14 protein-coding genes and 1 pseudogene are annotated in these 23,508 nt (G+C 63.0%); 9 read left to right on the plus strand and 6 right to left on the minus strand.

Translation table 11 applies throughout. The features are described 5' to 3' along the window. The first annotated feature begins 238 nt into the window (after positions 1-238). Positions 239-3,157 carry an acetoacetate--CoA ligase gene (locus ACZY1I_RS16025; protein WP_463755422.1) on the plus strand — a complete coding sequence of 973 codons (2,919 nt, stop codon included), beginning with the start codon at positions 239-241 and terminating at the stop codon, positions 3,155-3,157. Positions 3,158-3,169: 12 nt separating this feature from the next. Here ACZY1I_RS16025 and ACZY1I_RS16030 read toward each other — a convergent pair whose 3' ends face one another. Beyond that, complete coding sequence (locus ACZY1I_RS16030) at positions 3,170-3,346, minus strand: hypothetical protein (protein WP_463755423.1); 177 nt, start codon at positions 3,344-3,346, stop codon at positions 3,170-3,172. A gap of 195 nt (positions 3,347-3,541) precedes the next feature. Between ACZY1I_RS16030 and ACZY1I_RS16035 the strand changes: the two genes are divergently transcribed. Further along, positions 3,542-6,304, plus strand: a complete 2,763-nt coding sequence (locus ACZY1I_RS16035; RefSeq protein WP_463755743.1) for a helix-turn-helix transcriptional regulator — start codon at positions 3,542-3,544, stop codon at positions 6,302-6,304. 152 nt (positions 6,305-6,456) lie between these two features. Then, positions 6,457-6,879, plus strand: a complete 423-nt coding sequence (locus ACZY1I_RS16040) for a cupin domain-containing protein (protein WP_463755424.1) — start codon at positions 6,457-6,459, stop codon at positions 6,877-6,879. Positions 6,880-7,430: 551 nt separating this feature from the next. Here the strand turns inward: ACZY1I_RS16040 and ACZY1I_RS16045 are convergent. After that, positions 7,431-7,742 (minus strand): annotated as a pseudogene (locus tag ACZY1I_RS16045) (PE family protein); the annotation flags it as partial. Positions 7,743-7,868: 126 nt separating this feature from the next. On the opposite strand from ACZY1I_RS16045, the gene ACZY1I_RS16050 reads away from it, so the two are divergent. Beyond that, on the plus strand, positions 7,869-8,786 hold the full coding sequence (locus ACZY1I_RS16050) for an oxidoreductase (RefSeq protein WP_463755425.1): 918 nt from the start codon (positions 7,869-7,871) through the stop codon (positions 8,784-8,786). Between the two features lie 6 nt (positions 8,787-8,792). Here the strand turns inward: ACZY1I_RS16050 and ACZY1I_RS16055 are convergent, their stop codons facing one another. Then, entirely contained in the window at positions 8,793-10,172 is a 1,380-nt protein-coding gene (locus ACZY1I_RS16055; protein ID WP_463755426.1) for a cation:proton antiporter, read from the minus strand. Positions 10,173-10,585: 413 nt separating this feature from the next. Between ACZY1I_RS16055 and ACZY1I_RS16060 the strand changes: the two genes are divergently transcribed. The 5 genes from ACZY1I_RS16060 (at position 10,586) to trhA (ending at position 21,064) form a co-directional block, all read left to right on the plus strand. Beyond that, positions 10,586-12,355, plus strand: a complete 1,770-nt coding sequence (locus tag ACZY1I_RS16060) for an NAD(P)/FAD-dependent oxidoreductase (protein ID WP_463755427.1) — start codon at positions 10,586-10,588, stop codon at positions 12,353-12,355. A 161-nt stretch (positions 12,356-12,516) separates the two neighbouring features. Beyond that, on the plus strand, positions 12,517-18,090 hold the full coding sequence (locus tag ACZY1I_RS16065; protein WP_463755428.1) for a type I polyketide synthase: 5,574 nt from the start codon (positions 12,517-12,519) through the stop codon (positions 18,088-18,090). Beyond that, positions 18,087-18,944, plus strand: coding sequence for an ABC transporter ATP-binding protein (locus tag ACZY1I_RS16070; protein WP_463755429.1), 858 nt, complete (start codon positions 18,087-18,089; stop codon positions 18,942-18,944). The genes ACZY1I_RS16065 and ACZY1I_RS16070 overlap by 4 nt, the downstream gene beginning before the upstream one ends. A 116-nt stretch (positions 18,945-19,060) precedes the next feature. Continuing rightward, the gene (locus tag ACZY1I_RS16075) at positions 19,061-19,801 is read left to right on the plus strand and encodes an ABC transporter permease (RefSeq protein WP_463755744.1); all 741 of its coding nucleotides are present in this window, start codon (positions 19,061-19,063) and stop codon (positions 19,799-19,801) included. Between the two features lie 480 nt (positions 19,802-20,281). Further along, the gene (gene trhA / locus ACZY1I_RS16080) at positions 20,282-21,064 is read left to right on the plus strand and encodes a PAQR family membrane homeostasis protein TrhA (RefSeq protein ID WP_463755430.1); all 783 of its coding nucleotides are present in this window, start codon (positions 20,282-20,284) and stop codon (positions 21,062-21,064) included. Between the two features lie 91 nt (positions 21,065-21,155). Here trhA and ACZY1I_RS16085 read toward each other — a convergent pair whose 3' ends face one another. From ACZY1I_RS16085 to ACZY1I_RS16095, 3 genes are all read right to left on the minus strand, one after another. Continuing rightward, entirely contained in the window at positions 21,156-22,223 is a 1,068-nt protein-coding gene (locus tag ACZY1I_RS16085; protein ID WP_463755431.1) for an NAD-dependent epimerase/dehydratase family protein, read from the minus strand. A 30-nt stretch (positions 22,224-22,253) separates the two neighbouring features. Further along, the gene (locus ACZY1I_RS16090) at positions 22,254-22,406 is read right to left on the minus strand and encodes a hypothetical protein (protein ID WP_463755432.1); all 153 of its coding nucleotides are present in this window, start codon (positions 22,404-22,406) and stop codon (positions 22,254-22,256) included. Between the two features lie 125 nt (positions 22,407-22,531). Beyond that, positions 22,532-23,476: a manganese catalase family protein gene (locus tag ACZY1I_RS16095; protein WP_463755433.1), complete on the minus strand. Its 945-nt coding sequence runs from the start codon at positions 23,474-23,476 to the stop codon at positions 22,532-22,534. Positions 23,477-23,508 lie beyond the last annotated feature (32 nt).

The following is a 23,508-nucleotide window of genomic DNA, read 5'->3' on the forward strand; positions in this document are numbered from 1 at the left end:
ACACCGTGCTCCCCGGCAGGAATCCCCGTCGTCAAAGGGTGTTTATCAAGCCTGTAACCTGAATTTCATACCTTATGAATTAACCATGATGAAATCGGGTATGTACGGTCTGGGTTGAACGGATCTCCGATCATCGGAGAAGCTAGTTCAACGCAGGCCTGGGGGGGCACGCACGGATGAAATACGGCCACGAATGAAACAAGTCAACCGGCCGACGAGCTCGGGGACAGCTCGTCGGATGTCAACCGCACACCAGGCGGGTCCGTCGGCTGCACCGCAGCTGGCCGGCTTTCGCGCCCTATGCCAGCAGGTGGCGGGGCGGCGCCTGGGAACGGCTTCGGATTTGTACGCCTTCTCCGTCGACGAGCCGGAATTGTTCTGGCGGAGCCTGCTTCACTGGTCCGAATTACCCTGGTCAGGCAGCGCCGACACGGTCCTGGTCGGCGACGACGTCGAGACAGCCCAATTCTTCCCTGACCTGCGGCTGAACTACGCCGAAGCCCTGCTGCGCCACTTGCCTGACTCCGACGACCACGCCCCAGCGCTGGTCTCACTGCACAGCGACCGCCCAGCCGAGTGCCTGAATCGCGGTGAGCTGCGGCATGCGGTCGCCGCGGCCGCCACCGCGCTCGCCAGTGTGGGAGTCTCCGTCGGCACGCCGATCATGGCCATCGGGCCGAATAACGCCCGGGTCACCGTGGCGATCCTGGCCGCCACCGCGCTCGGGGCAACGGTGGCCACCGCGGCGCCCGATATCGGCACCGGCACCCTGGTCAGCCGGTTCGAGCAGATGGAGCCGGCACTGATGCTCGTCGACCGCACTCAGTCGCCGGGCGACGTATCGGACGGCCTGGAAAAGGAGACTGCCGCGCTACTCGCGGGGCTGCCGACCATTCGTCAACTCCTCGTCCTCGATGAGCTGGCCCTGCCGGCCGGCTGTGCCGTTCCGGCTGCTCGACTCGCAGATCTTGTCGGCGCGGTGCAGGGGCATGCGGACACGCCATGGCCGCGGCTGCCCTTCGACCATCCGCAGTTCGTGATGTTTTCCTCCGGCACCACAGGCGCACCTAAGGCGATCGTCCATAGCGCCGGCGGCGTATTGCTCGAGCACATCAAGGAACACCGCCTGCACGGCGACCTCCGCCCGGACGACACGCTCTACTTCCACACCAGCACTGCCTGGATGATGTGGAACTGGCAGTTGTCCGCCCTCGCCGTCGGTGCCTGCATCGTCCTCTACGACGGACCCGTCCTCGGTCCTGAGACGCTCTGGGAAATCGTCGCCGACCAGCGCGTCACCGTCTTCGGGACCAGCTCCACCTTTCTTCAGCTGTGCCAGGACGCGGGATACCGGCCCGCCGAAGCTGTCGACCTCGCGCGGCTGCGCTCCGTGCTGTCCACCGGCGCAGTGCTGCACGACTGGCAGTTCGACTGGGTGGCCCAGGCCGTCGGCCCGCAGCCGCTGCAATCAATCTCCGGGGGCACCGACATCCTGGGGTGTTTCGTCCTGGGTCACCCCGAACTACCCGTTCGGGTGGGCCGCTGCCAATCGCGCAGCCTGGGTCTGGATGTGGCCGCCGTGGACGAAGACGGCAAGGAGTTGGTCGGCCGCGTAGGTGAACTCGTCTGCCGGAGGCCCTTCCCGTCTCGGCCGGTCGGTTTCCTGCGAGATCCCGACGGCAGCCGCTTCCACGCCGCGTACTTTGCCCAGCACGCGGGCATGTGGAGCCACGGCGATCTGGTGGAGTTCGACGCTGACGGGACGGCGCGAATGCTCGGCCGCTCCGATGGTGTCCTGAACGTCAACGGCATCCGTATCGGCCCCGGTGAGTTGTACGTCGCGCTTCGCCGGATCCCCGAGATAGCAGATGCCATGGCGGTGGAGCAACGCGACCGCGACCATCGCGGCCAGGCCCGGATGGTGCTGCTGCTGGTGCTGCGCCAAGGCGCGTCTCTCGACGGGGACTTGCACCGGACAATCCGGCGAACGCTGCGGCAAGAGGCGTCACCCGCGCACGTGCCGTCGGTCGTGGCGGCCGTACCTGAGCTGCCCGTCACCCACAACGGGAAGCGCTCTGAGCGCGCGGCCCGCGATGCGGTCAATGGCGAGCCGATCGCCAACGCAGCCGCCCTGCGCAACCCGAACTGCCTACCCGCAATTTTCTTCGCCGTCCGCGCCGCCGAACAGCGGGCCGACCCGCATCACCCCGACGACCCGGATGCCGCGGACCAACCTCCACCCGAGGCGCTCAGTCGCATGTGGTGCGAGATTCTCGGTGTCCCTGACGCCCGGCCCGACGACAACATCCTCGACCTAGGTGGCTCGTCCCGCGAAATCGTTCGCCTGTTGCGACGGGTGAAGCTCGAATTGGCGGCCGACGTACCCCTCGTCGCCTTCTTGGAAGAGCCGACCCTGCGTGGGCTCGCCCACATCAGCGCCGCGGCGCGCACCACGGATACTGCTCGAATCCACCTGCTGCGACCGGGAACCGGGCGCCCGATCTTTATGGCCTGCGACATGTTTGGTCAGTTCAATGAGAAACACGAACTGATCCAGGCGCTGGACACCCATCGGCCCGTCTACGGACTGCAGCCCTCGCTGGTCGATGAGCAGGGACGCCGACGCGCAATCGCGGATTTGACCGCAGATGTCGCGGCATTGGTGCTGGCCGTCCAGCCGATAGGACCCTTCAGCCTGGCCGGGTACTCCTTCGGCGGCCTACTTGCGTACGAGACGGCCTGCCGTCTCACCGCCGAAGGGCATCCGGTTGCATTCGTCGGGCTCATCGACGTCGTGCCGCCGACCGCAAACCTCACTCCGGCTACGGTCCGGGCCCGCCGCTGGGCGACGCGCCTGCGGGTGGGGGAATGGGTCCGCCAGCGCATAGACAGGCGCGCTCTCAGCCGATCTGGGGAGTGGGCGGCCATCATGGAAGTCAGAGGGATGTACGACGCCCACGTCCTGAGCCCCTACAGCGGGGTTGTCACCTACTACCTGGCCGAACGTACTCCGCTCCTCGTCGGGAACGCCCTCGCCGCTTGGCGCCAGGCGGCTCCTCATCTGCTTGTCACCAAGGTCCCGGCCGGCCACGATGACATGCTGGCGCAGCCGCATGTGCAGGAGCTCGCCGCCAGGCTATCAAGCACGCTGCATTGAGTGGCCGCTCCTTCAGGCTGAGATGAACAGCAACACACCGGCGACCGCCGCGGCTGCCACCAGGATGACCGACAGCGCCACCAGGATCATCAGTGCCCTGCCGGGCAGTTCCGGCTCGTCAGGTTGGTATTGCCACACGCGGCGCGTCTCGGGGACGTCCTCGCTCTCGGCCGGGATTGGCTCACTCATCTGGCTTCTTTATCCCTAACCCCGATTCAAAAGGGTTCACCGAGGCGCCTCGCAGACCATCCTCGGCATTTTGCCGCGTCTGTCTGCCGCTGTCACGCTCACCCGCCTACTTTGACACCCCGGTCGATCGGGCAGCCGAGGGACGGCGTCAGACAAGTCATCTCCGCGAATCGGCAGACCCCTTCACTAAGCTAGATATCCGTGAACCTGCGAGGTCGCGGCCGTGAGTGCCAAACCCTCGACAAACTGATTGCGGGGGTGAGCTCGGGCTCGCAGGTGCTGGTGATCCGTGGCGAAGCGGGCGTCGGCAAGTCCGCGTTGATCGACTACGTGGCGGCTCGCGCGGACGGATTCCGTGTCGTGCGCGCGGTCGGCGTGGAGTCCGACATGGAGCTCGCCTTTGCCGGGCTGCAGCAGCTGTGTGCGTCGCTGCTCGACCACCTTGGCGAATTGCCGGAGCCGCAGTGCGCCGCGCTCAACGTCGCCTTCGGGCGCGGAGTGGGCGACGCCCCCGACCGGTTCCTGGTCGGGTTGGCCGTACTGAGCCTGGTTGCCGCGGCCGCGGCCACCCAACCGCTGCTCTGCGTCGTTGACGACGCACAGTGGCTCGACCAGGTGTCGGTGCAGACACTGGGCTTCGTGGCACGGCGGCTCGTGGCCGAACCGGTCGCGGTAGTCTTCGCCGTCCGTGATCGTCCCGACGTGCTAGCGGGCCTCCCCGAGGTGGAATTGCACGGGTTGTCTGACACTGATGCCCGCGAACTGCTTGACGCGGTGATGTTGGCGGGCATCGACCCGCGCGTGCGCGACCGCATCGTCGCCGAGACCCGCGGAATCCCGCTGGCCATCTTGGACGTGCCTCGCAGCGCGTCGGCGACGGAGCTCGCCGGTGGATTCTGGATATCGGGGAAGCGATCGTCGACGGCCGCGATCGAAGAGGACCTGGTGCGCCGCATCCAGGCGATGCCTCTCGAAACACAACGGCTGCTGCTCGTCGCGGCCGCCGAACCGACCGGGGACGCGGCGTTGTTCCTCCGTACCGCCGCGGCGCTGGAGATTCCGGTCGCCGCGCTCGGTCCCGCGGAAGCTGCGGGGATCATCGAGTTCGGCCCGAGCATCCACTTCCACCACCCCTTGATGCGCTCGGCGGCTTATCGCGCAGCCGAGCTTCCCCAACGTCGCGCTGCTCATCGGGCGCTGGCCGAGGCCACCGACCCACGCGCCGATCCCGATCGTCGGGCGTGGCACTCCGCCAACGCGGCCGTGGGCCCGGACGATGCGGTGGCCGCCGAATTGGAGGCATCGGCGAGCCGGGCCGCAGGCCGGGGCGGCGTGGCTGCGGCCGCCGCTTTCCTCGAGCGGTCGACGGCGCTGACCGCCGATCCCGCGTTGCGGGGCGCACGCGCCATCGCCGCAGCCCATGCCAAGCGGGAGGCGGCCACACCCGAAGCCGCCTACGATCTGCTCGCCATCGCCGAACTCGCGCCGCTGTCGGATCTGCAACGGGCTCAGGTGGTCAGGATGCGGGCACAGCTACAGTTGATGCGCAGCCGGGTCGGCGCGCCGGGCGCACCCCGGACCAGCGAGTCCGCGGCGTTGTTGTTCAGTGCGGCAAGAGGACTCGACGGGCTCGACGACGAACTGGCCCGCGATACCTACCTCGAGGCGTTGACCGCCGCCATGTACGCCGGTCGGCTCGGGGAGCCTGAACTGCTGACCGAGATCGCTCGGGCCGGCCGCGCCGCCGGCGCGCGAATTGCGTTGCCGCAGCGCCCGATCGATCTGCTACTCAGCGGAATGACCAGCCGGATCCTGGACGGCCCCGGTTCGGGCTCCGCTCACCTGCGGGCGGCATTGGAGTTGTGGAACGCACACGCGCAGAACGCTACTGGCCCCGTTCAGAACTGGCCGTTCCCCATCGCTCAGGAGTCCGGGGCGCACGAAATGTGGGACGATGCGGTACTGCAACAGATCGCCACCGAGATGGTGCGACGCGCGCGTGACGGTGGCGCCCTCGCCGTATTGCCGGCGGCGCTGGTGTATCGCGCAGGCGTGCACGTATACACAGGCGAGTTCGCCAAGGCCGCAGCACTTCTCGAGGAAGCCGATGCGATCACGACCGCGACGGGCTACACGCCGATGAAGTACCATTCGCTGACCCTGGCCGCTTGGCGCGGTGTTCCCGGACCGGCGATCGAGCTGATCGAGGCGGCCGCCGCTGACGGCCTCGCCAAGGGGGAAGGGCGGTTGGTCGGTCTCAGCGGCTTCACTTCCGCCGTTTTGTTCAACGGACTCGGCCGCTATGAGCAGGCCCTCGCTGCGGCTCAAAGTTGCTGCGAATACGAAGATCTCGGATTTCACGGGGTGTGCTTATTCGAACTCATCGAAGCCGCAGTACATCTCGGCGATCGAGCCTCTGCCGCCGCGGCGTTGCCGCGGCTCGAGCGGCGCGCCGGTAGCAGCGAAACCGAGTGGGGATTGGGTGCCCTGGCCGCCGCCCGCGCCCTGCTCGCTCCCGAGGAGCACGCCGAACGGCTCTTCGTCGAAGCCATCGAACGCCTCGAGGCCGCGCGCATCGGTCCGTACGTCGCGCGTACCCGGCTGTCTTACGGCGAGTGGTTGCGCCGGGCGAATCGGCGGATCGATGCGCGCACGCAGTTGAGCGAAGCGTACGAGCAGTTCAGCCGGATGGGGGCCGCGGCGTTCGCGGAGCGGGCTCGCCGGGAGCTGACCGTGACCGGTGAGAAGGTGCGCAAGCAGCCGGTGACTGCTGGTACCGAACTCACCGCGCAAGAGACGCAGATCGCACGGTTGGCCGCCGCGGGCCACACCAACCCGGAGATCGCCGCGCAGTTGTTCATCAGCGCGCACACCGTCGAATGGCACCTGCGCAAGGTCTTCGTCAAGCTCGGCATCACCTCACGCAGACAGCTGCGCAACACCGCGCTGCCCGGGTAGCGCCGCCCGCCAGGGGTGCGGGCGGACTCCGACTACGGCTCCGTCGTTTCGACCACGAACTTTCCAGGGTCCGCTGCGGCCGCCGCGGGCGCAATCTGAGTTCGGCGGTGCACGCCGCACGGCGCATCCCGCCCCGTGGAAAGGATCTTTCAATGGCCAAGAAATACGACCCGCAATGGGAGAACGCACTGACGGTGGTGCAGGAGGTGCAGCCGCCGCTGATCCCGGGCAACGCCCATGTGATGACGGTGACCATCACCTACCCGCCTGGCAGCGGGGGTGCGCCGCCGCACCGGCACCCCAGCGGGCCGGCCTTCGGCTATGTGCTCGACGGTGAACTGCTTTTCGAACTCGAAGGAGAGCCACCGCGGGTGGTGCGGGCGGGGGAGGCGTTCTGGGAACCGGGTGGGGATGTCATCCACTACTCGGATGCGAACAATCGTGACGACGTCGAACTCCGGTTTCTGGTCACCATGATGTGCGTCCCGGGCCAGCCGATGCTCACGCTGGTGAGTGAGCAGGAACTGTTGTCCCGCAAGCATCTTCGCCTACCGGCTCAGCCTCTTTCCGGTTAGCGGTAGAGGTAGGCCGGCAGCTGCCAGAGCAGCGCCGGGTTCGCCCTGGGGGGTGGCCAGTTGCCGTCGTTGACGTAGGCCCACACCTCCCACGGGTTGTTGTAGTAAGCGGCCGTCTCGACCAGGCTGTACCAATTCTGCTCCGGGTGGAACAACCAGTACCCCGTTCCGAAGGCGGCACCGCCGATCATCCAGCCGATGTAACTGGTCTGGTACAGCGGGCCGAAGGTCCGACTCTGCCAGACGTGCAACCCTTCGTGGTTCACCAGCAGGTCTACCGCCTTGGGGCCGTAACCGAGACCGGTGGTGACGTTGCCCAGCGTGGTGGTGAAACCCGGCAAGTTGAGGCCGTCGTGGTAGACGTGCCAACCGAGGGCCTTACTGAGGGGCGGGTCGTAGACCGCGCTCGGCTGGAATGCATTGCCGACTCGCAGGCCATAGCCGAGCGTCGTGCCGGGGAGTCCCCAGGTGTAGTCCAACAGAAAGTCGGTCCAGCCCCGCGAGGTGCCAAAGTCGTAGATGCCCAGCTCACGGGCGACCAGCAGGTTCGCATCGTTCTGCACTTGCTGCAGGAGCGAAGCACCAGAGGCCTCTGCAGTCGCGTAAGCCCCGCCCGCCGAACTCAGCGTCTGCACCAGTTGGCGGCCAAATGCACTGGCCCGCTGGCTGAGCAGCTGATACTCCCGCCCGTATCGATCGAAAAACGCTGCCACCGCTGCCGACACCTCGTCTTCGGCGGCGGCCGGGAGCCCGGTGGTCGGACCGGCGGCCCAGAGGTTCGCCGTCGTCAGGGTCGAGCCGATGCTGTTTAAATTTGCGGCGGCCGATGTCAACAGCTCGGGAGTCACCGCAAGTAGTGACACCGCATTCCCCTCCGCGTCCGGCAATCGACTACCCGATTGAGCGAGTGGCCCCCGCGCTCCCGGATGGGTCGACAGTAACCTCAACATCGTCCACATTTCGGCAGTTGCGTCGGAAATGGAGGCCAGATGAGCAAGAAGTGGACGGCCGCTGACGTGCCGGATCAGACGGGCCGTATCGCCGTGATCACCGGCGCAAACAGCGGCATCGGCTTCGAAGCCGCAGCTGTACTCGCCGCCAGGGGAGCGCGCGTGGTGTTGCTGGTCCGGGACGGGCGCCGTGGACAGGAGGCCGTCGCGCGCATCAGATCACGCAGCCCCCGCGCCGACGTCGAAGTTCAAGCACTCGATCTGACTTCGCTGGCGTCGGTGCGTGCGGCAGCGCGCGCACTCAACGATGCGAATCCTTGCATCGACCTGCTGATCAACAATGCGGGTGTCGCGATGACGCCGAAAGGAGTCACTGCCGACGGGTTCGAGTTGCAGTTCGGAACGAACCACCTAGGTCATTTCGCGTTGACAGGGCTGCTGCTCAGCCAGTTGCTGGCCACCCCCGGATCGCGCATGGTGACCGTGAGTAGTTTCGGCCACCACATCAGGGCAGCAATCGATTTCAATGATCTTCACGCGGAGCGGAGCTACGACAGGGCCGCCTGCTACGGCCGATCCAAACTGGCGAATCTCCTGTTCACCTATGAGCTTCAGCGCAGGTTAGCGTCTTCGGGCGCGGCGACGATTGCTGTCGCCGCGCATCCCGGCAGCGCGCGCAGTGACCTGCTGCGCAATTCGCAGGGCTGGCTTCGTGGAGTATCAAAGCTATTGGCGCCCATCGCGTTTCAGAGTACCGAGATGGGCGCGCTGCCCACGTTACGGGCAGCGACCGACCCGACCGTCGTCGGCGGGCAGTACTACGGTCCGCGTGGGCCCGCAGAGCAGCGTGGATATCCGAAGCAAGTGACGTCGTCAACCATGTCGCATGACGAGGACCTGCAGCGACGCCTTTGGCGAGTCTCCGAAGAGCTCACCCGGGTTATGTATCCGATTTAGCGGTCGCTAGCGGGTGGCGGGAGACGTGCCGTCGACCTCCGCGGTCTCCGGTGCGGTCGATTGGCCCGGCGTACGCGAAAATGCGCCTGCCGCAACCGCATCAGGGCCCACCGCGATCGGCTCTTCCGCAGATTCGGCTGTCACGTCAGCCTCGTCTACCCGGTAGCGTCCGTAAACCAGTTCGAATATTGGCGTGGCCATGAGGGTGGTCACGATGGCGACCAACACCAAGATGGTGAAGAGCGTCGGAGTGACGATGCCGGCTTGAAGTCCGATGTTGAGAAGAATGAGTTCTATCAAACCACGGGCATTCATCAATGAGCCCAGCGCGACGGATTCGCGGAAGGGTACTTTATTCAGCCGCGCCGCTATCGTGCACGCGACTCCCTTGCCAACGATCGACACTACGAGTATTCCCAGTGTCATCGCCCACAGCGACGGGCTATTCACCAAACCGATTTGGGTGTTGAGACCCGAGTAGACGAAGAACAGCGGCAAGAGGAAAGTAACGACGAGTGGCTCAAGCTTTGGGGTGAGGTCTTGCGCGAAAAATCCGGATGGCATGGCGACGCCAAGGATAAATGCGCCGAATATGGCATAGATCCCAATGGTGTCGGTGAACCAGGCGCATGTCATGAGCAATATGAGGACGGTGCTGAGCACTGGTGCGCTGATCGTGCCCTGGCGCTCGGAGACTCGGCCAAGGACAGCTAGTGCTTTCCGTCCCAGGGTAAGCAGCAGCAGGGTGTACAGGATGCCCCCGATGATTGCGGTCGCGGCTAGCGCAGGATTGCCCGCGTGAATGGCAAGCACTGTTGCCAGGATGCACCAAGAAAGCGCGTCGTCAGTTGCGCCACATGCCAAGGCGAGCGTGCCCAGTGGTGTTCCGGACAGCTTTTGTTCGAAAATGATTCGAGCAAGCATGGGGAATGCGGTGGTCGCGATCGACGCGCCCAGGAACATCATCGCCATGGTCAGCGTGACATCTTTTCCGAAATAGATGCCGCTTGATAAGAGAGGCATTGCGAGCAGTGCTCCCAGGGCGAGCGGGGTGAGAATGCCGGCCGTGGAGACCGCAACCGCGGTGCCGGCACGATGTTTGATGAGGTTGACGTCGAAGTTCAGCCCGATGAGAAACATGTAGAGCACCAGGCCTATTTGTGCCGCGGTATACAGCACAACGTTTGCTTGCCCTGGAGGAAATAGGTCGTGTTGGACGCCGGGCGCTATCCGGCCGAGCAGCGATGGGCCCAGGAGTACGCCGGCAATCATTTCACCGACCACCTGTGGTTGACCCAGGCGTTGCGCCACGAGCCCTACCAGGCGGCAAGCTCCGATGATGACTGCCAGTTCGAGAAAGAAATGTATGGCAATTGTTGCCGGCATGGGTCAGGTCCTGAGGCTCGGAAGCGGATCGGTCGACGGGCAGGATGGCGTTGGTTCGTGTAGACGGAATCGGACTGGGTAAACATTTTTCGAGTCGGCGCCCGTGGACTGACTCGGCCTGCTCGCATCGTGCGACCTGCCCACGGGGCAGTGGGAAAGGTGCGTTTGCCCCCATGGCCCCGCTTGCTGGCAGCAGTTCCGTCGTCCATGCGGAGCCGACTGTTCTCTTGATGCGGACGATCCGGTTGAGTTCGCGGCTGCTACCAGCGGGTTCGCCAGCGGCGCGGCGAGCATCTTCGTCGTTACGCAGCGCAATTTTGCTCCTCCCGCCAGCAGGCCACCGATGATCTTTTCGTGTAAATTTCTTAACTATTAAGTAACTTAGACGATCATTCTTGCCCTTGGGAGGACAAGTGGACGTTCGATCACAGCTACAGCAACTCAGCCCGGAGGCGCGGAGCGCCTTGGCACAGCGAATCAAGTCGCAACTGTCGGCAAGTGATGTCGTCGCGGCGCAACACGATGTCGCCATCGTCGGTGGTGGGGTGGCCGCTCTGACGCTGGCCCTTGAGCTTCGGATTGCCCGGCCCAAGACGAGGGTTCTGATCATCGAGCCAAACCCTCATCCGGTACCCGAGATCACCCACACGGTCGGCGAGTCGACCGTCGAGGTTTCCGCTCAGTACCTCCGGGATCGCCTCGGTATGGCCGAGCATCTCAACACGGCGCAGCTTCGAAAAATGGGCTTGCGGATGTTTTTCTCACACGGCGGAAACACCGACATCGCCCAGCGGATGGAGCTGGGCAGCTCCTCGTTCACTGCTCAGGTGACCTATCAGATCGACCGCGGAAGGTTGGAGAACGAGCTGAACCGGAGGTGCCGGTCGACCGGAGTCGAAATCGCTTCCGGTCGAGTTCGATCGGTCGAGTTGGGCGACGGGCAACGCGCGCACAGTATTGCCATTCAAAGTGGGGTCACAACTACGCACACTACGGCTCTTTGGGTCGTCGACGCATCGGGAAGAAACAGAACTCTGCCGCGGCAGTTGGATCTAAGACGCGCTAATGAGCACAACTGCAATGCAGTCTGGCTACGCATCGGGATGGAAATCGACATCGGTGAGTGGAGTGATGACGAGGACTGGCAGGCGCGCCTTGTCGAGGGCGACCGCGCGATGTCCACAAATCACTTGATGGGCGAAGGCTACTGGGTTTGGCTGATCCGACTCGCGTCCGGATCCACCAGCGTCGGCATTGTCGCCGACCCCGCCTACCATGCGTTCGACGACTTCAACACCCTCGCGAAAGCGCAAACGTGGCTGTGGGAGCACGAACCGCAATGCGCCGCGGTATTGGCTGAGAACGACGAACTGATTAAAGACTTCAGGGTAATGAAGAATTACAGTCACGGCGCCACAAAAGTTTATGATGGCGGCGAACGTTGGTGTCTGACTGGTGATTCCGGAATCTTCTTAGATCCGCTGTACTCATCGGGACTGGACCTCATAGCGATCGGCAACGGGCTCATTACCGACATGGTCGTCCGCGACCTCGACGGGGAGGACGTGGTTGCGCGGTCCACGATAAGCGATTCGCTGTTCCGATCCCTCACCGAAATGTGGCTTGCAATCTACTGCAACCAGTATCCGCTAATGGGTTCGCCAGTAGTGATGTCTGCCAAAGTCATCTGGGATATTGCGTTCTACTGGGGATTTCTGGGATTTCTTTACAGCAACGGTCGATTCGTCAGTGTCGCCGACGATCCCGAGGTAGTTCCACATCTGGACGGCCTCATCGAGCTCAGTAACCGTATGCAACTTTTCTTCCGGGAGTGGGCCGCTGTCGAAAGCGCGCGGCCCGCTGCGGGATTCGTGGATTTGTACGCACCTCTCAACTTCATGGTGACGCTGCACACTGCGATGATGGGCGAGGCTCTCGATTTCACCAAACAATTCGACGCCAACTCCCGGTTGCTGCGGCAGATAGCCGGCCAACTGGCCGAGACGGTGCTGGTGGAAAAGAGCGGCAGGTTCGACGAGGACGATGTCATCCGGCAGGTGCAGGAATGGCAACGTGACTCGTTGCTCCGAGAACTCCGATCCATCTACCGCCAAGAACAGCCGGCCAACCCGATCAGCCAAGACTGGATTCTGAGCTCGGCGTCGGCCATCGGAGTCAGCTAGCGCGAGGAGATCAGATTCGGCAGACGAAGCAGGGCTCGTCGTTCCGTGGCAACTGTCGGCGGAACCGGAGATCTCGTTTTGGGATGACAGATCGCAACAAGCTAACTGTTCGACGGCGATCCAGCGGGTACTCACCAAAGGTTTGAAGGCAAAGGATGGAAATGCACACTGACCCGGGCAATTGCGAACCTTTGGCGATCGTCGGAATCGGGTGCCAACTGCCAGGCGGCGCAAATTCACCGGAGAGCTACTGGAGCTTGCTGTGCAGCGCAACCGATGCCACCCGTACGGTTCCCGAAACACGATGGAACGCAGCAAAATACCATGACCCGAATCCGAACAAGGTCGGCAAGATGGTCACCCGCCGGGGCGGCTTCCTCAGTGAAATCGACCAATTCGATCCCCAGTTCTTCGGGATTTCTCCCCGCGAAGCGAACCTGCTCGATCCGCAGCAACGATTGCTGCTGCGGACTACCTGGGAAGCTCTCGAAGACGGCGGCTTATCCCTCGACAGCTTGGCCGGGACGAACGTCGGTGTGTTCATCGGCGGCTTCACTCTGGACTACCAACTCCTGCAGAATCAGGGCCGCACCAGTCGCTATCGATTCAAGACTCATTCCTCCACGGGAATGATGATGACAATGCTGGCGAACCGGATCTCGTTCACCTTCGACTTCCGTGGACCGAGCATGACGATTGACACGGCGTGCTCGAGTTCGCTTGTCGCGGTACACCTTGCGGCACAGAGTATTTGGAACGGTGAGAGCAGTCTCGCGCTGGCCGGCGGCGTCAACATCATGGTCGGTCCCAACACCGGCATCGCGGAATCGAAGAGCGGTTTCCTGAGTCCGGACGGGCGCTGTAAGGCGTTCGACGAGTCCGCGGACGGCTACGCACGAGGTGAAGGCGGCGCGGTCGTCGTCATCAAGCCTCTCGAGCAGGCGCTACGCGACGGCGATGAAATCTATGCACAGATCCTCGGCAGTGCGGTATCGCAGGACGGTCACACCGACAGCATCACTGTGCCCAGCGAGGAGGCCCAGGAAGCGGCGATTACCGCGGCTCTGCAACGAGCGGGCCTGCACCCCAGCGAAATCGGGTTCGTGGAGGCGCACGGCACCGGGACCCCCGTCGGCGATCCGGTCGAGATGCGTGCGCTGGCCAGTGCGCTCGCTTCCGCGCGGCCGGCTGGAGATCCACTGCTGATCGGATCGGTCAAAACCAATATCGGACACCTCGAGGCGGGCGCGGGTGTAGCCGGACTCATCAAGACAGCATTGGCACTCAAACACGGTTTTATCCCGGCTAACCTGCATCTGAACAATCCGAACAGCCGAATTTCGCTGCAAGACTTGAATATTGATATTCCCCGAACCGGTCGCCCGTTTCCGCAAAGCAAGCGGCGCGTGGCGGGGGTCAACTCTTTCGGCTTCGGCGGCACCAACGCCCACGTGGTATTGGCGGAGCCTCCCGCGCCGCTCAACCCGCCCGCCATTGCGCCTGCGCCACGCCCGTGGCCGGCTGTGTTGCCGATCTCGGCGCGCACCGAGGAAGCGTTGGTCGCGACGGCGCAGCAGTTGGCCAAGCACCTCAGCGCCCACCCCGAACTCGCGTTGGCAGATCTTGGCCACACCCTCGGCCAACGCCGCTCTCATCTGAGCTATCGCCGCACCCTCATCGCGGGCAGCATTGCTGACGCCAGAGACCAGCTTCAAGCCCTGGCCGCGGGCGGGCCGATCTCCACCGGCCGTGCCTACCCCCAAGCGCCGAAGCTGGCCTTCGTCTGTACTGGAATGGGTCCCCAGTGGTGGAAGATGTGCCGGGGCTTGCTTGACGTCGACTCCGCTTTCACCGACAGCATCCTGCGAAGCGATCGCGAACTGTCTCGCTACACGGACTGGTCTCTGGTAGACGAGCTGCGGACCGACGAAACCCGTTCTCGGATGGCGGAAACGGATGTAGCGCAACCCGCCAACTTCGCCATTCAGGTCGCGCTTGCGGCGCAGCTCGAACAGTTCGGAATCAGACCGGACGCAATTATCGGGCACAGCGCCGGGGAGGTGGCAGCGCACTATCTCGCCGGCCTGCTCAGCTTCGAGCAAGCGATTTACGTGATCTACCACCGGAGTCGTCTCCAACAACGCACCCGCGGACTGGGCCGCATGCTTGCGGTCGGTCTCGGCGCCGATTCGCTCATGCAGGCGATTGACGACAAAGCGCTCGCGGAGATCGGGCGACGGGTGTCCATCGCGGCGATCAACAGTCCGTCGTCGGTGACCATCGCCGGGGATACCGACGTCCTGGACGACATTTCGGGCCAGCTGGACGAGCTGAAGATCTTCAACCGCTTTCTGTCGGGGAAAGTGCCCTATCACACCCACTACATGGACGCGGTGCGAGACGACCTGTGCGCCGCTTTTGAGGGGCTGTCGGCGGAGACGGCTCAGATCCCGCTCTACTCCACAGTCACCGGTGAGCGGTTGGACGGATACGCTTCCGGCGCCGCCTACTGGTGGCAAAACACACGTGCCACAGTCCTTTTCGAGGCAGCCGTGCGGCGAATGCTCGATGACGGTTACACCCACTTCGTCGAACTGGGCCCGCATCCGGTACTGGCGTCTTCCATCATCGAGATAGCCGGCACGCAAAGCGCGGACGCGAAATCCGATCTTGTCGTCCTGGCGGCCCAGCGACGCAACGACGACGACCTGCACACCCTGATGAATTGCGTTGGCGCACTGCACTGTCACGGTCACAACATCGCGTGGGAGGCTCTGCACCCGCGGGAAGGCGCAAGACTTCTCAAGCTGCCCTCCTATCCGTGGCAATCGAAGCGTTTCTGGAACGAAACCCCGGAAGCGGCGGAGGACCTGCATTACAGTCCGGTGCATCCGCTGCTGGGGCAACCGGTCAGTGCCGTGCACCCGACCTGGGAGGCGGAATTGAGCATCGCCGTCATCCCGTTCCTCGCCGATCACCAGGTGCAGGGCAGCATCGTTGTACCAGGTGCGGTGTTCATCGAGAATGCCCTGGCAGCCGCCAAAGAGACTTACGGGTCAACAGACTTCAGCGTGGACAACTTGGTGCTGCACCGTGCCCTCATCCTCGACGAAACCTGCGATCCCATCCTCCGGACCACGCTGAACCAGGACACGGGCACGCTCGAATTCACCGCGTTCACCGCGACGGCTGATGGGGAGCTCAAGTGGACGGTGACGGCGACTGCGGAACTCAACACGTTGCCCCGGTCGCCTCGACGCAGCGATGTCTCGGAACCTGTAGAGCCGCAGACCACAATCACCGGCGAAGATTTCTACACCCGCACCCGTTCACTGGGGTTCGGCTACGGTGACGCGTTCCAGTCCATCAGCGCAGTCGCCTCCGGGGACGAGTGGGCCGAGGCTCAAATCGTGATTCCCGCCCCGGTAGCTGACGAACTCGAGAGTTACCGATTCCATCCTGCGCTCATCGACGGCGCCTTCCAAACACTCTTCGGCGCAAGCTTTGTCGGACCTGACGCGAGTAACGGCCCGTACCTGCCCACTCGGATCCGGCGCAGCGCCATCTACGGTTCACCCGAACAACAAATGACCGTTCACGTACGGCTGCTGTCGGCCACCGCTGAAGAGATCGAAACGGATATCACGGTCACCAACAGTGTCGGTGAACCGCTGGCCGTCTTCAGCGGCTTCACCGTTCAATCACTGAGCGCCTCGTCTCGCATGTCTGCCGAACGCATTGACAAGGGCCTCTACGAGATTCAATGGGTGCCCAAAGATGACCTCCCGCGCGATCACGAGGATGCGCCGGAAACGGACAGCCTGTCTTGGCTCGTCTTCGTCGACACCGGCGGTGTCGGAACGGAACTCGTCAACGAACTGCAAGGCCGCGGCCACCGTGTGCGCGCGGTGGCGCACCAACCCGTCGATACGCTCACGGAACTCGACGGCGGCTATGCGGTGAACCCTCAGCAGCCACAGCAACTGCATCAGTTGTTGGAGGCGCATCTCGAGAAGGAAAGCGAACTCGCCGGCGTCATCAACTGCTGGCCGCTTGACATTTCGACCCATTGCGACGGTGAGACCGGCGAAACAGATGGCCAGATCGGTGTTTTCGCGATTCTGCATTTGGTCAAGGCATTCGCAGCCAACGAAACCGTCCACCCGCGCCTCTATCTGATCACCGCCAACGCGCAACCAGCACCGGGAACCGAGGATCTTGCCGTCGACCAGGCCGCTGTCTGGGGCCTCGGCCGGGTGATCGGCCATCAGGAATTCGTCAACCAGCGTGGTGGCCTCGTCGATATCGATGACGCCGAGGACCGCACCGCGACAGCCACGCGGATCTGCGAGCACATCCTGTCCAATGATCCCGAGGACCAGATCGCGATCCGCGGCCGCGCGACATTCGTTCCGCGACTTCGCGCCGCCAGCAGCCTGACCAAGGCCTTCCCCACCAAACTCACCCCCGATGCGACATACCTCGTCACCGGTGGGGCCGGTGCCCTCGGCCGTACGGTCGCGACCTATCTAGCCGAACGCGGAGCACGTCATATCGCACTGCTCTGCCGAACCGAGCTGCCGCCGAGAACCCGTTGGTCCACACTGCCGGAAGATGACTCGCACTTTGCTGTCGTCAACACGATCCGCAAGATCGAACGCCTCGGTGTGCAAGTCAGCACGGCCAGTGTCGATATCACCGACGTCGATCAGGTGAGATCGTGGCTCAGTAGCCATATCCGAGACGAAGGACGGCCGATCCGTGGAATCATCCACGCCGCGGGGTCGGTTCATGACCAACTTCTGGTCAACATGAGCGAAGACGACTTCGCCAAAGTGATGGCTCCCAAAACTACCGGTACTCGGGTGCTGCACGAGGTGTTTGACGAGCACGAGCTGGAATTCTTCGTCATGTTCGGGTCCGCCGGGTCGGTCATCGCCTCGCCCGGACAAGGCAACTACGCCGCCGCCAACGCTTTCCTTGACGCTTTCGCGCACTACCGACGGGCACAGGGGCTGCCGGCTCTCACCATCGGGTGGGGTCCGTGGTCGGTGGGCATGGTCGAAGAACTCAAACTGGAAAAGATCTACGCGCAACGGGGAATCGAGCTCATCACGCCCGCAGCGGGCGCCCGGATTCTCGATCGACTCATCAACCAGAAGACACCGAACGTCATCGCGATCACCGCCGACTGGCAGCGAGCCCGCACCCTCGGTCTCAGCGGACAGTTGCCGATGTTCGCTGAACTGGGAACGGCCGAAGCGTCGCCCGACCAGACCGATTCAGAATCGTCGATTCTCCACCTCCTTGCGCAGACGCCGGAGGCCGACAGGCTCGACCTGGTTGTCGACCGAACTCGCCAGATCGTCGCCACCGTCTTCGATCTCGCGGCTGGCGACATCGGCGTCGACGACATCCTGAACGACATCGGCCTGGACTCGATGATGGCGATGGATTTCCGCGTGCGAGTGAACACAACCTTCGCGATCGACTTGCCGGTATTGGAGATACTTAAGGGCGTGAGCGTCAATTCGCTGGCCGTCCGGGTACTCGCCGAGCTTGAAGTGCCCGGCGAAGCCGCCCCCGAGATCAGCGAAGCGCCAGCAGAACTCGTCGCAGCCGACGACGATGTCGACCGACTCATAGAACAGCTTTCCCAAGCAGACTTGCGAGAACTGCTCGCCGATCTGGAGAGGCAACCCACCGAGCCGGAAACCGGCGGAGCGCGCCCATGACTGCCGCGCATGTGGATCAGTCGTCCGCGGTGCACGTCCGGGGCCTGTCGAAGTCCTACGGGCAAATGCAAGCTGTGCGGTATCTGGATCTCGATGTCGCCTACGGCGAAGTATTCGCGATCCTCGGGCCCAACGGTGCAGGCAAGTCGACGACCATAGAAATCCTCGAAGGTCACCGCAAGCGCGATTCCGGAGTCGTGCGGGTCCTCGGTGAAGACCCTGGAACTGCGGGCCGGAACTGGCGCGCCAAGATCGGCATCGTGCTGCAGGAAGCCAGCGACTTCGGGATGCTGAAGGTGTCCGAAACCGTGCAAATGTTCGCCAAATGCTATGGGAAGACTCAGGATCCGGCGGAGGTACTCGAACTTGTCGGGCTCGGCTCGGTTGTCGGCTCAAAAGTGAGAACGTTGTCCGGGGGGCAGCGGCGTCGGCTCGACGTCGCTCTCGGCATCCTCAGCATGCCCAGATTGCTGTTTCTTGACGAGCCGACGACCGGATTCGATCCGGAAGCAAGGCGGCAGTTCTGGGACCTCATCAGGCTGTTGGCACGCGACGGCACGACGATCCTGCTGACTACCCACTACCTGGACGAAGCTGCCGCGCTGGCGGACCGGGTCGCGGTGATCGCCGGCGGCAGGCTGGTGGCAGTCGACTCGCCGACGAAGCTGACCGGATATGTGAATTCGGCGGCGCGGGTTCAGTGGATTGAGGGAGGTCAGGTCCACGTGGAGGAGACAGATCGCCCGACCGACTTGATCAGACAGCGGTCCATGGACGGGACAGAACTGGCCCAGCTGACAGTGACTCGCCCGACACTCGAAGATGCCTATCTGCAATTGATCGGTATGGCGTGATGGCGATCGACCACACCGAGAGTGCCGCACCGCCGCGACACCGTAAAACCGATTCCGGGCCGCCGCTACCGTCGCCGTTGCGCATCGGGCTGTCTCGAGTTATCCCCGAGTTGAAGATGTTCTACCGTCGGCCGGAGCAGTTGGCGCTGACATTTTCGATGCCTGCTGTCATCTGCATACTGCTGGGATCGATCTTCTCGACCAAACTGCCGTACAGCGATGTCAGCACGGGTTCGATAATCGCTGCCAGCATGCTGGCCTACGGGATTCTGTCGACGTCATTCATCAACCTGGGCATCAGCATTGCGGCCGACCGCGACACCGGCGCGCTGCGTCGACTTCGTGGGACGCCGACGACCGCATCGTCGTACTTCATCGGCAAAATTTTCCTCGTGGCCATCGTCAGTCTCGCCGAGGCCGTTATCTTGATCGCGGTCGGCGTGCTGATGTTTGAACTTCATCTACCACAGGACGTCTTCGGCTGGTTCACGCTGACCTGGGTCTTCCTTCTAGGGATCGTCAGTTGCGCGTTGTTGGGCATATTCGTCAGCAACTATGCTGTCAACGCCCTGTCGGCTGCCGTTATCACCAACGGCCCTGCCGTCAGCCTGCAATTCCTATCCGGCACGTATGTACCGCTGATGACATTACCGACCTGGATGCTGACGATCGGCTCCATCTTCCCGGTCAAATGGATGGCCCAGGGGTTCAGGTCGGTGCTGTTGCCATCGAAAATGGCCGCATTCGAACCGGCCGGCAGCTGGGAGCACTGGCGAATATTTTTCGTACTCACTGCATGGAGCATCGGCGGATTGATTGCGTGCCTCGCGGTATTCCGGTGGTCGGACAAAAGGTGACAAGTGAAATGTTCGACCTGAACTGATTATCAGGCAGGGACACCGTCGCGGCGCAGCTTGCCGTGTTGGTGACGGAAGTTCATCGAGGCAGCCTCCAGCCCCGCCTGGACTGGCCCACCGTCGCGTCGCGTGGGCGAAGGTGCAGTCCGTTGGAGGTTTCCGGCGCTTATCCCAGGGTATTTAGGAATGGATCTGCCCGATGGGGCAGGTCAACCGGAGACTAGAGAGCACTGGTCTGGGTCCGCATTCGTGCGAGAACAATGACTGGCAGTACGCCGATGCACAAAATCCTTGCCTTTATCGTTAGTACGGTCACTCGGATGCTTGGCCGTGCGAGTGTTGCCAACGAATCCGTTTCCGCTGAGGCCTTCGCGTCTGTTGCCACCGCGACGCTGACGAATTGCGAAGTCGCCCCTCCGGTGGCCAGGGACCACGCAGACCCCGACGGCGCAACTCAGACCTTCTCTGGACGCTTCACCCGTGCCGGATAGGCCCATCACCAACATCAGCGAGGCGGCACAAATGGACCATCATCACAGCACGCTCACCTACGTAGAGCCCGAAGCGTACGAACCCTCGCCGACCCAGGCAGTCAAGCAAGCTGTCGAGGGTGTCAGCCGAGTCTTGACAAGACCTCGGTTTCGAGGCTGGATCCACGTATATTCCGCTGCTGCTGCCGTTTTCGCGGGTGCATCACTGGTGGCGGTGTCTTGGGCGGTCGGCTCCACAGCAGCCGGCCTGGCTACCCTGATCTACACCGCGGCCACCGTGCTGATGTTCTCGGTAAGCGCCACCTACCATCGCGTCACTTGGGAATCGACGACTGCGCGGAAATGGATGAAACGCGCGGATCATTCGATGATCTTCATCTTCATCGCAGGTAGCTACACGCCGTTCGCATTATTAGCGATGCCAGGCCACGCCGGAAGGGTGGTGTTGTCCATCGTGTGGGGAGGTGCTGCGGCCGGCGTTCTGCTAAAGATGTTGTGGCCCTCGTCGCCCCGCTGGGTTGGAGTGCCGCTCTATCTTCTGCTGGGATGGATGGTCGTCTGGTACACCGCCATGATCCTGCACAACGCCGGTGTGACGGCGCTGGTGCTGCTGTTCGTTGGAGGCGCCTTGTACAGCATCGGCGGCATTCTTTATGCAATTCGTTGGCCCGACCCATGGCCGTCGACGTTTGGTTATCACGAATTCTTTCACGCCTGCACAGCAATCGCGGCAACGTGTCACTACATCGCCATGTGGTTCGTAGTGTTCTAGGTGAAGTCCGAAAAGAGCTGTTGCGCAACGAGACTAGACCACCCAGCTACAGACTGAGTACCTCACGCAGATGGAAGTGGAGCGGCGAAGGCTACGAGAGGCGACGCGAGGAGATCAGCCCGTCAGTGACGTCACGGCGCAGTAGATCGACAAACGAGCGCTGCCGAAGCGGCGGGCTGTCGGCGTGACCCTTGGCGGCGACTCCCTCAAGCAAGTCCGCCAGGGCCTCAAGAGAAGTCCAGTTCGGGGTCCAGTCGAGCTCTCTTCTGGCCCGCGAACAGTCCAGCAGTGGGACCGAGAAGGCGAGATCCAGCCAACCCCGGTCGATATGCTGCAGCCGTGTGCGCCAGCTCAAATCAGTGAGTGCTCCAAGCAAACCTGCCGGCACGTGGATCGAGCGCGCGCCCAGTGCAGCGGCTACATCATCTCGCGTCACCGGCGGGTCAGCAGCCAGATTGAACGGCCCGACGGCCCTTTGGCCAATGATCCGACAGATCGCATCGGCGACGTCGTCCGCGTGAATGAGCGGAATGCACAGCTTTCTGTCGAGCGGCAGTACGGGTAGCTTCGGAATCAATTGCATCGGTACGAATTCCGGCAACCCGTATCGCATCAGACCGCTGGCGGCCGCGCGTTGCAGGATGAAGCCCGGCCGGATCCGGGCAACCGGGATTGCCGTGGACCCGAGTCGCTGTTCGTACTCGTCGAGAAGTGCTTCCGCAGCGGCCTTATCACGGCTGTACGGCGAGGACTCGATTCCGGTTTTCGCCCAGGACTCGTCCACTCTTACGCCGTAATTGCCTGCGGCGTAGGTGCCTACCGAGGACATGTGCACCAAATGGCCAATACTGCTGGCGTGCGCAGCCTGCACCACCGCGGACGTGCCGCCTACAGCTAGTTTGGTCAGATACTGCACATCGCGGGTGGGCTGAAATCCCCACGCCAGATGCACGACCGCATCGGCACCTTCGAATATTTTGCGCAACTGCACAATCGCGTCGGGGTCGGTCAGGTCGAGCGAACGCCAGTCGGCCCGCTCGTAGACGCCTTGCGGGGCCGGAGGGCGACGGACCACACCGGTGATCTCATAGTCGGCGGGAAGGGCACGGAGTAAGGCGGTTCCGACGTTGCCGCTCGCTCCGGTGATAACAACGCGCATGGTGATGCCTCCCGGCAGCTTGTGCAGTGACTAACTTGGCGGATCGTTGTCCGAGTTCTCGCTCGCCTGTTCTTCGCCCGCCGGGTGATCGGTGTCGCGTGGGTCCAGACTGTCCGGTCCGGCCGGATCGACCTGCGTCGAGCCTGCTTCGGCTCCGGATTTGTCCTGCTGGTTGGCGCTCATGTCAAACCTCTCGTTACGTATTAGGAGATGCGGATAGGGGAATGCGTGCTGTGCCGAAAACCACTGTGTTGGAGAATCATTGGCCCGATGCGGATGGTGGCGTGGTGACCAGCCCAGGACGGCAGTTAATCGCTGCGCGCTCCGTTAGTGGACGCAATTTCGACTTCTGCAGTGGCCTGGATGAGGGCCAGGAGGTCCTTGTCCAAGCCGGGAGAGAACTCTTCCCGGCGTTCGGGCGCGATGGTCATCGGGAAACCTTCAGGCATAACGGCAGTACTGAGCTCGGTTCCGTCGTTGGACGGGGATGCGCCCCGGTAGAGCTTGTCCGCTTGACTCTTGTCGTCGGCGCTGAAGGTGTACTGGATGCTCTGAAGACCCATATCGAGGAGCTTCTTAACCTCCGGGAACTGCTCCGCATTCGTCTTCGGGATGGGTAGCACCGAGCCCCAATTCACACCTAAGCTCTCCAGCGCCTTGGCGAACGCATTCTCGTGCGCCTGATCACGGACGATCAGATAGGCGATGGTGGAACGAGCCGTCTTGTTGTCCGTCATCTGATAAATGCGGCACTTCTGCAGTCGCCCGGTTGACTCCAGCATCAGGTTGTACAGCAGGTCCAGCACGAGGTTGCCACTGTTGTACACGTACGACCCGAGCCAGGGGTTGCCCGCCGCGTCGACCGGAAGAGCCCCTTGAGCCCCTACGAGGTAGTGGTGAATGTTGCCGTGATCCAGGGCAACCTTCAGCGGCGTCGCGCCTTTGGCGCCCGGCTCGTCAACCGGATCTGCCTTCTTGCCCTTGTAGTCGGGTGACCCGTCCAGCAGGCGTGCGATGGTCGTCCCGATGAGCTCCACGTGGCTGATCTCTTCCGTACCGACGCCCTGAATCAGGTCCTTGTAAGGCTTTGATGCTGGGTCGCCACGAAAGTTCATGCTCTGAAATAGGTACTGCATCATCGTGCGCATCTCGCCGAACTGGCCACCAAGGCCTTCCTGTAACGCATTCGCAGCAGCCGGATCTGGCTGGTCGACGACGATGTCATTGATGAGCTGTTGGGTGTGCAGGTACATGATTCTCCGTAATGAGTTGTGTGGGCCGGCGA

Source organism: Mycobacterium sp. IDUB_37 (assembly GCF_055419245.1).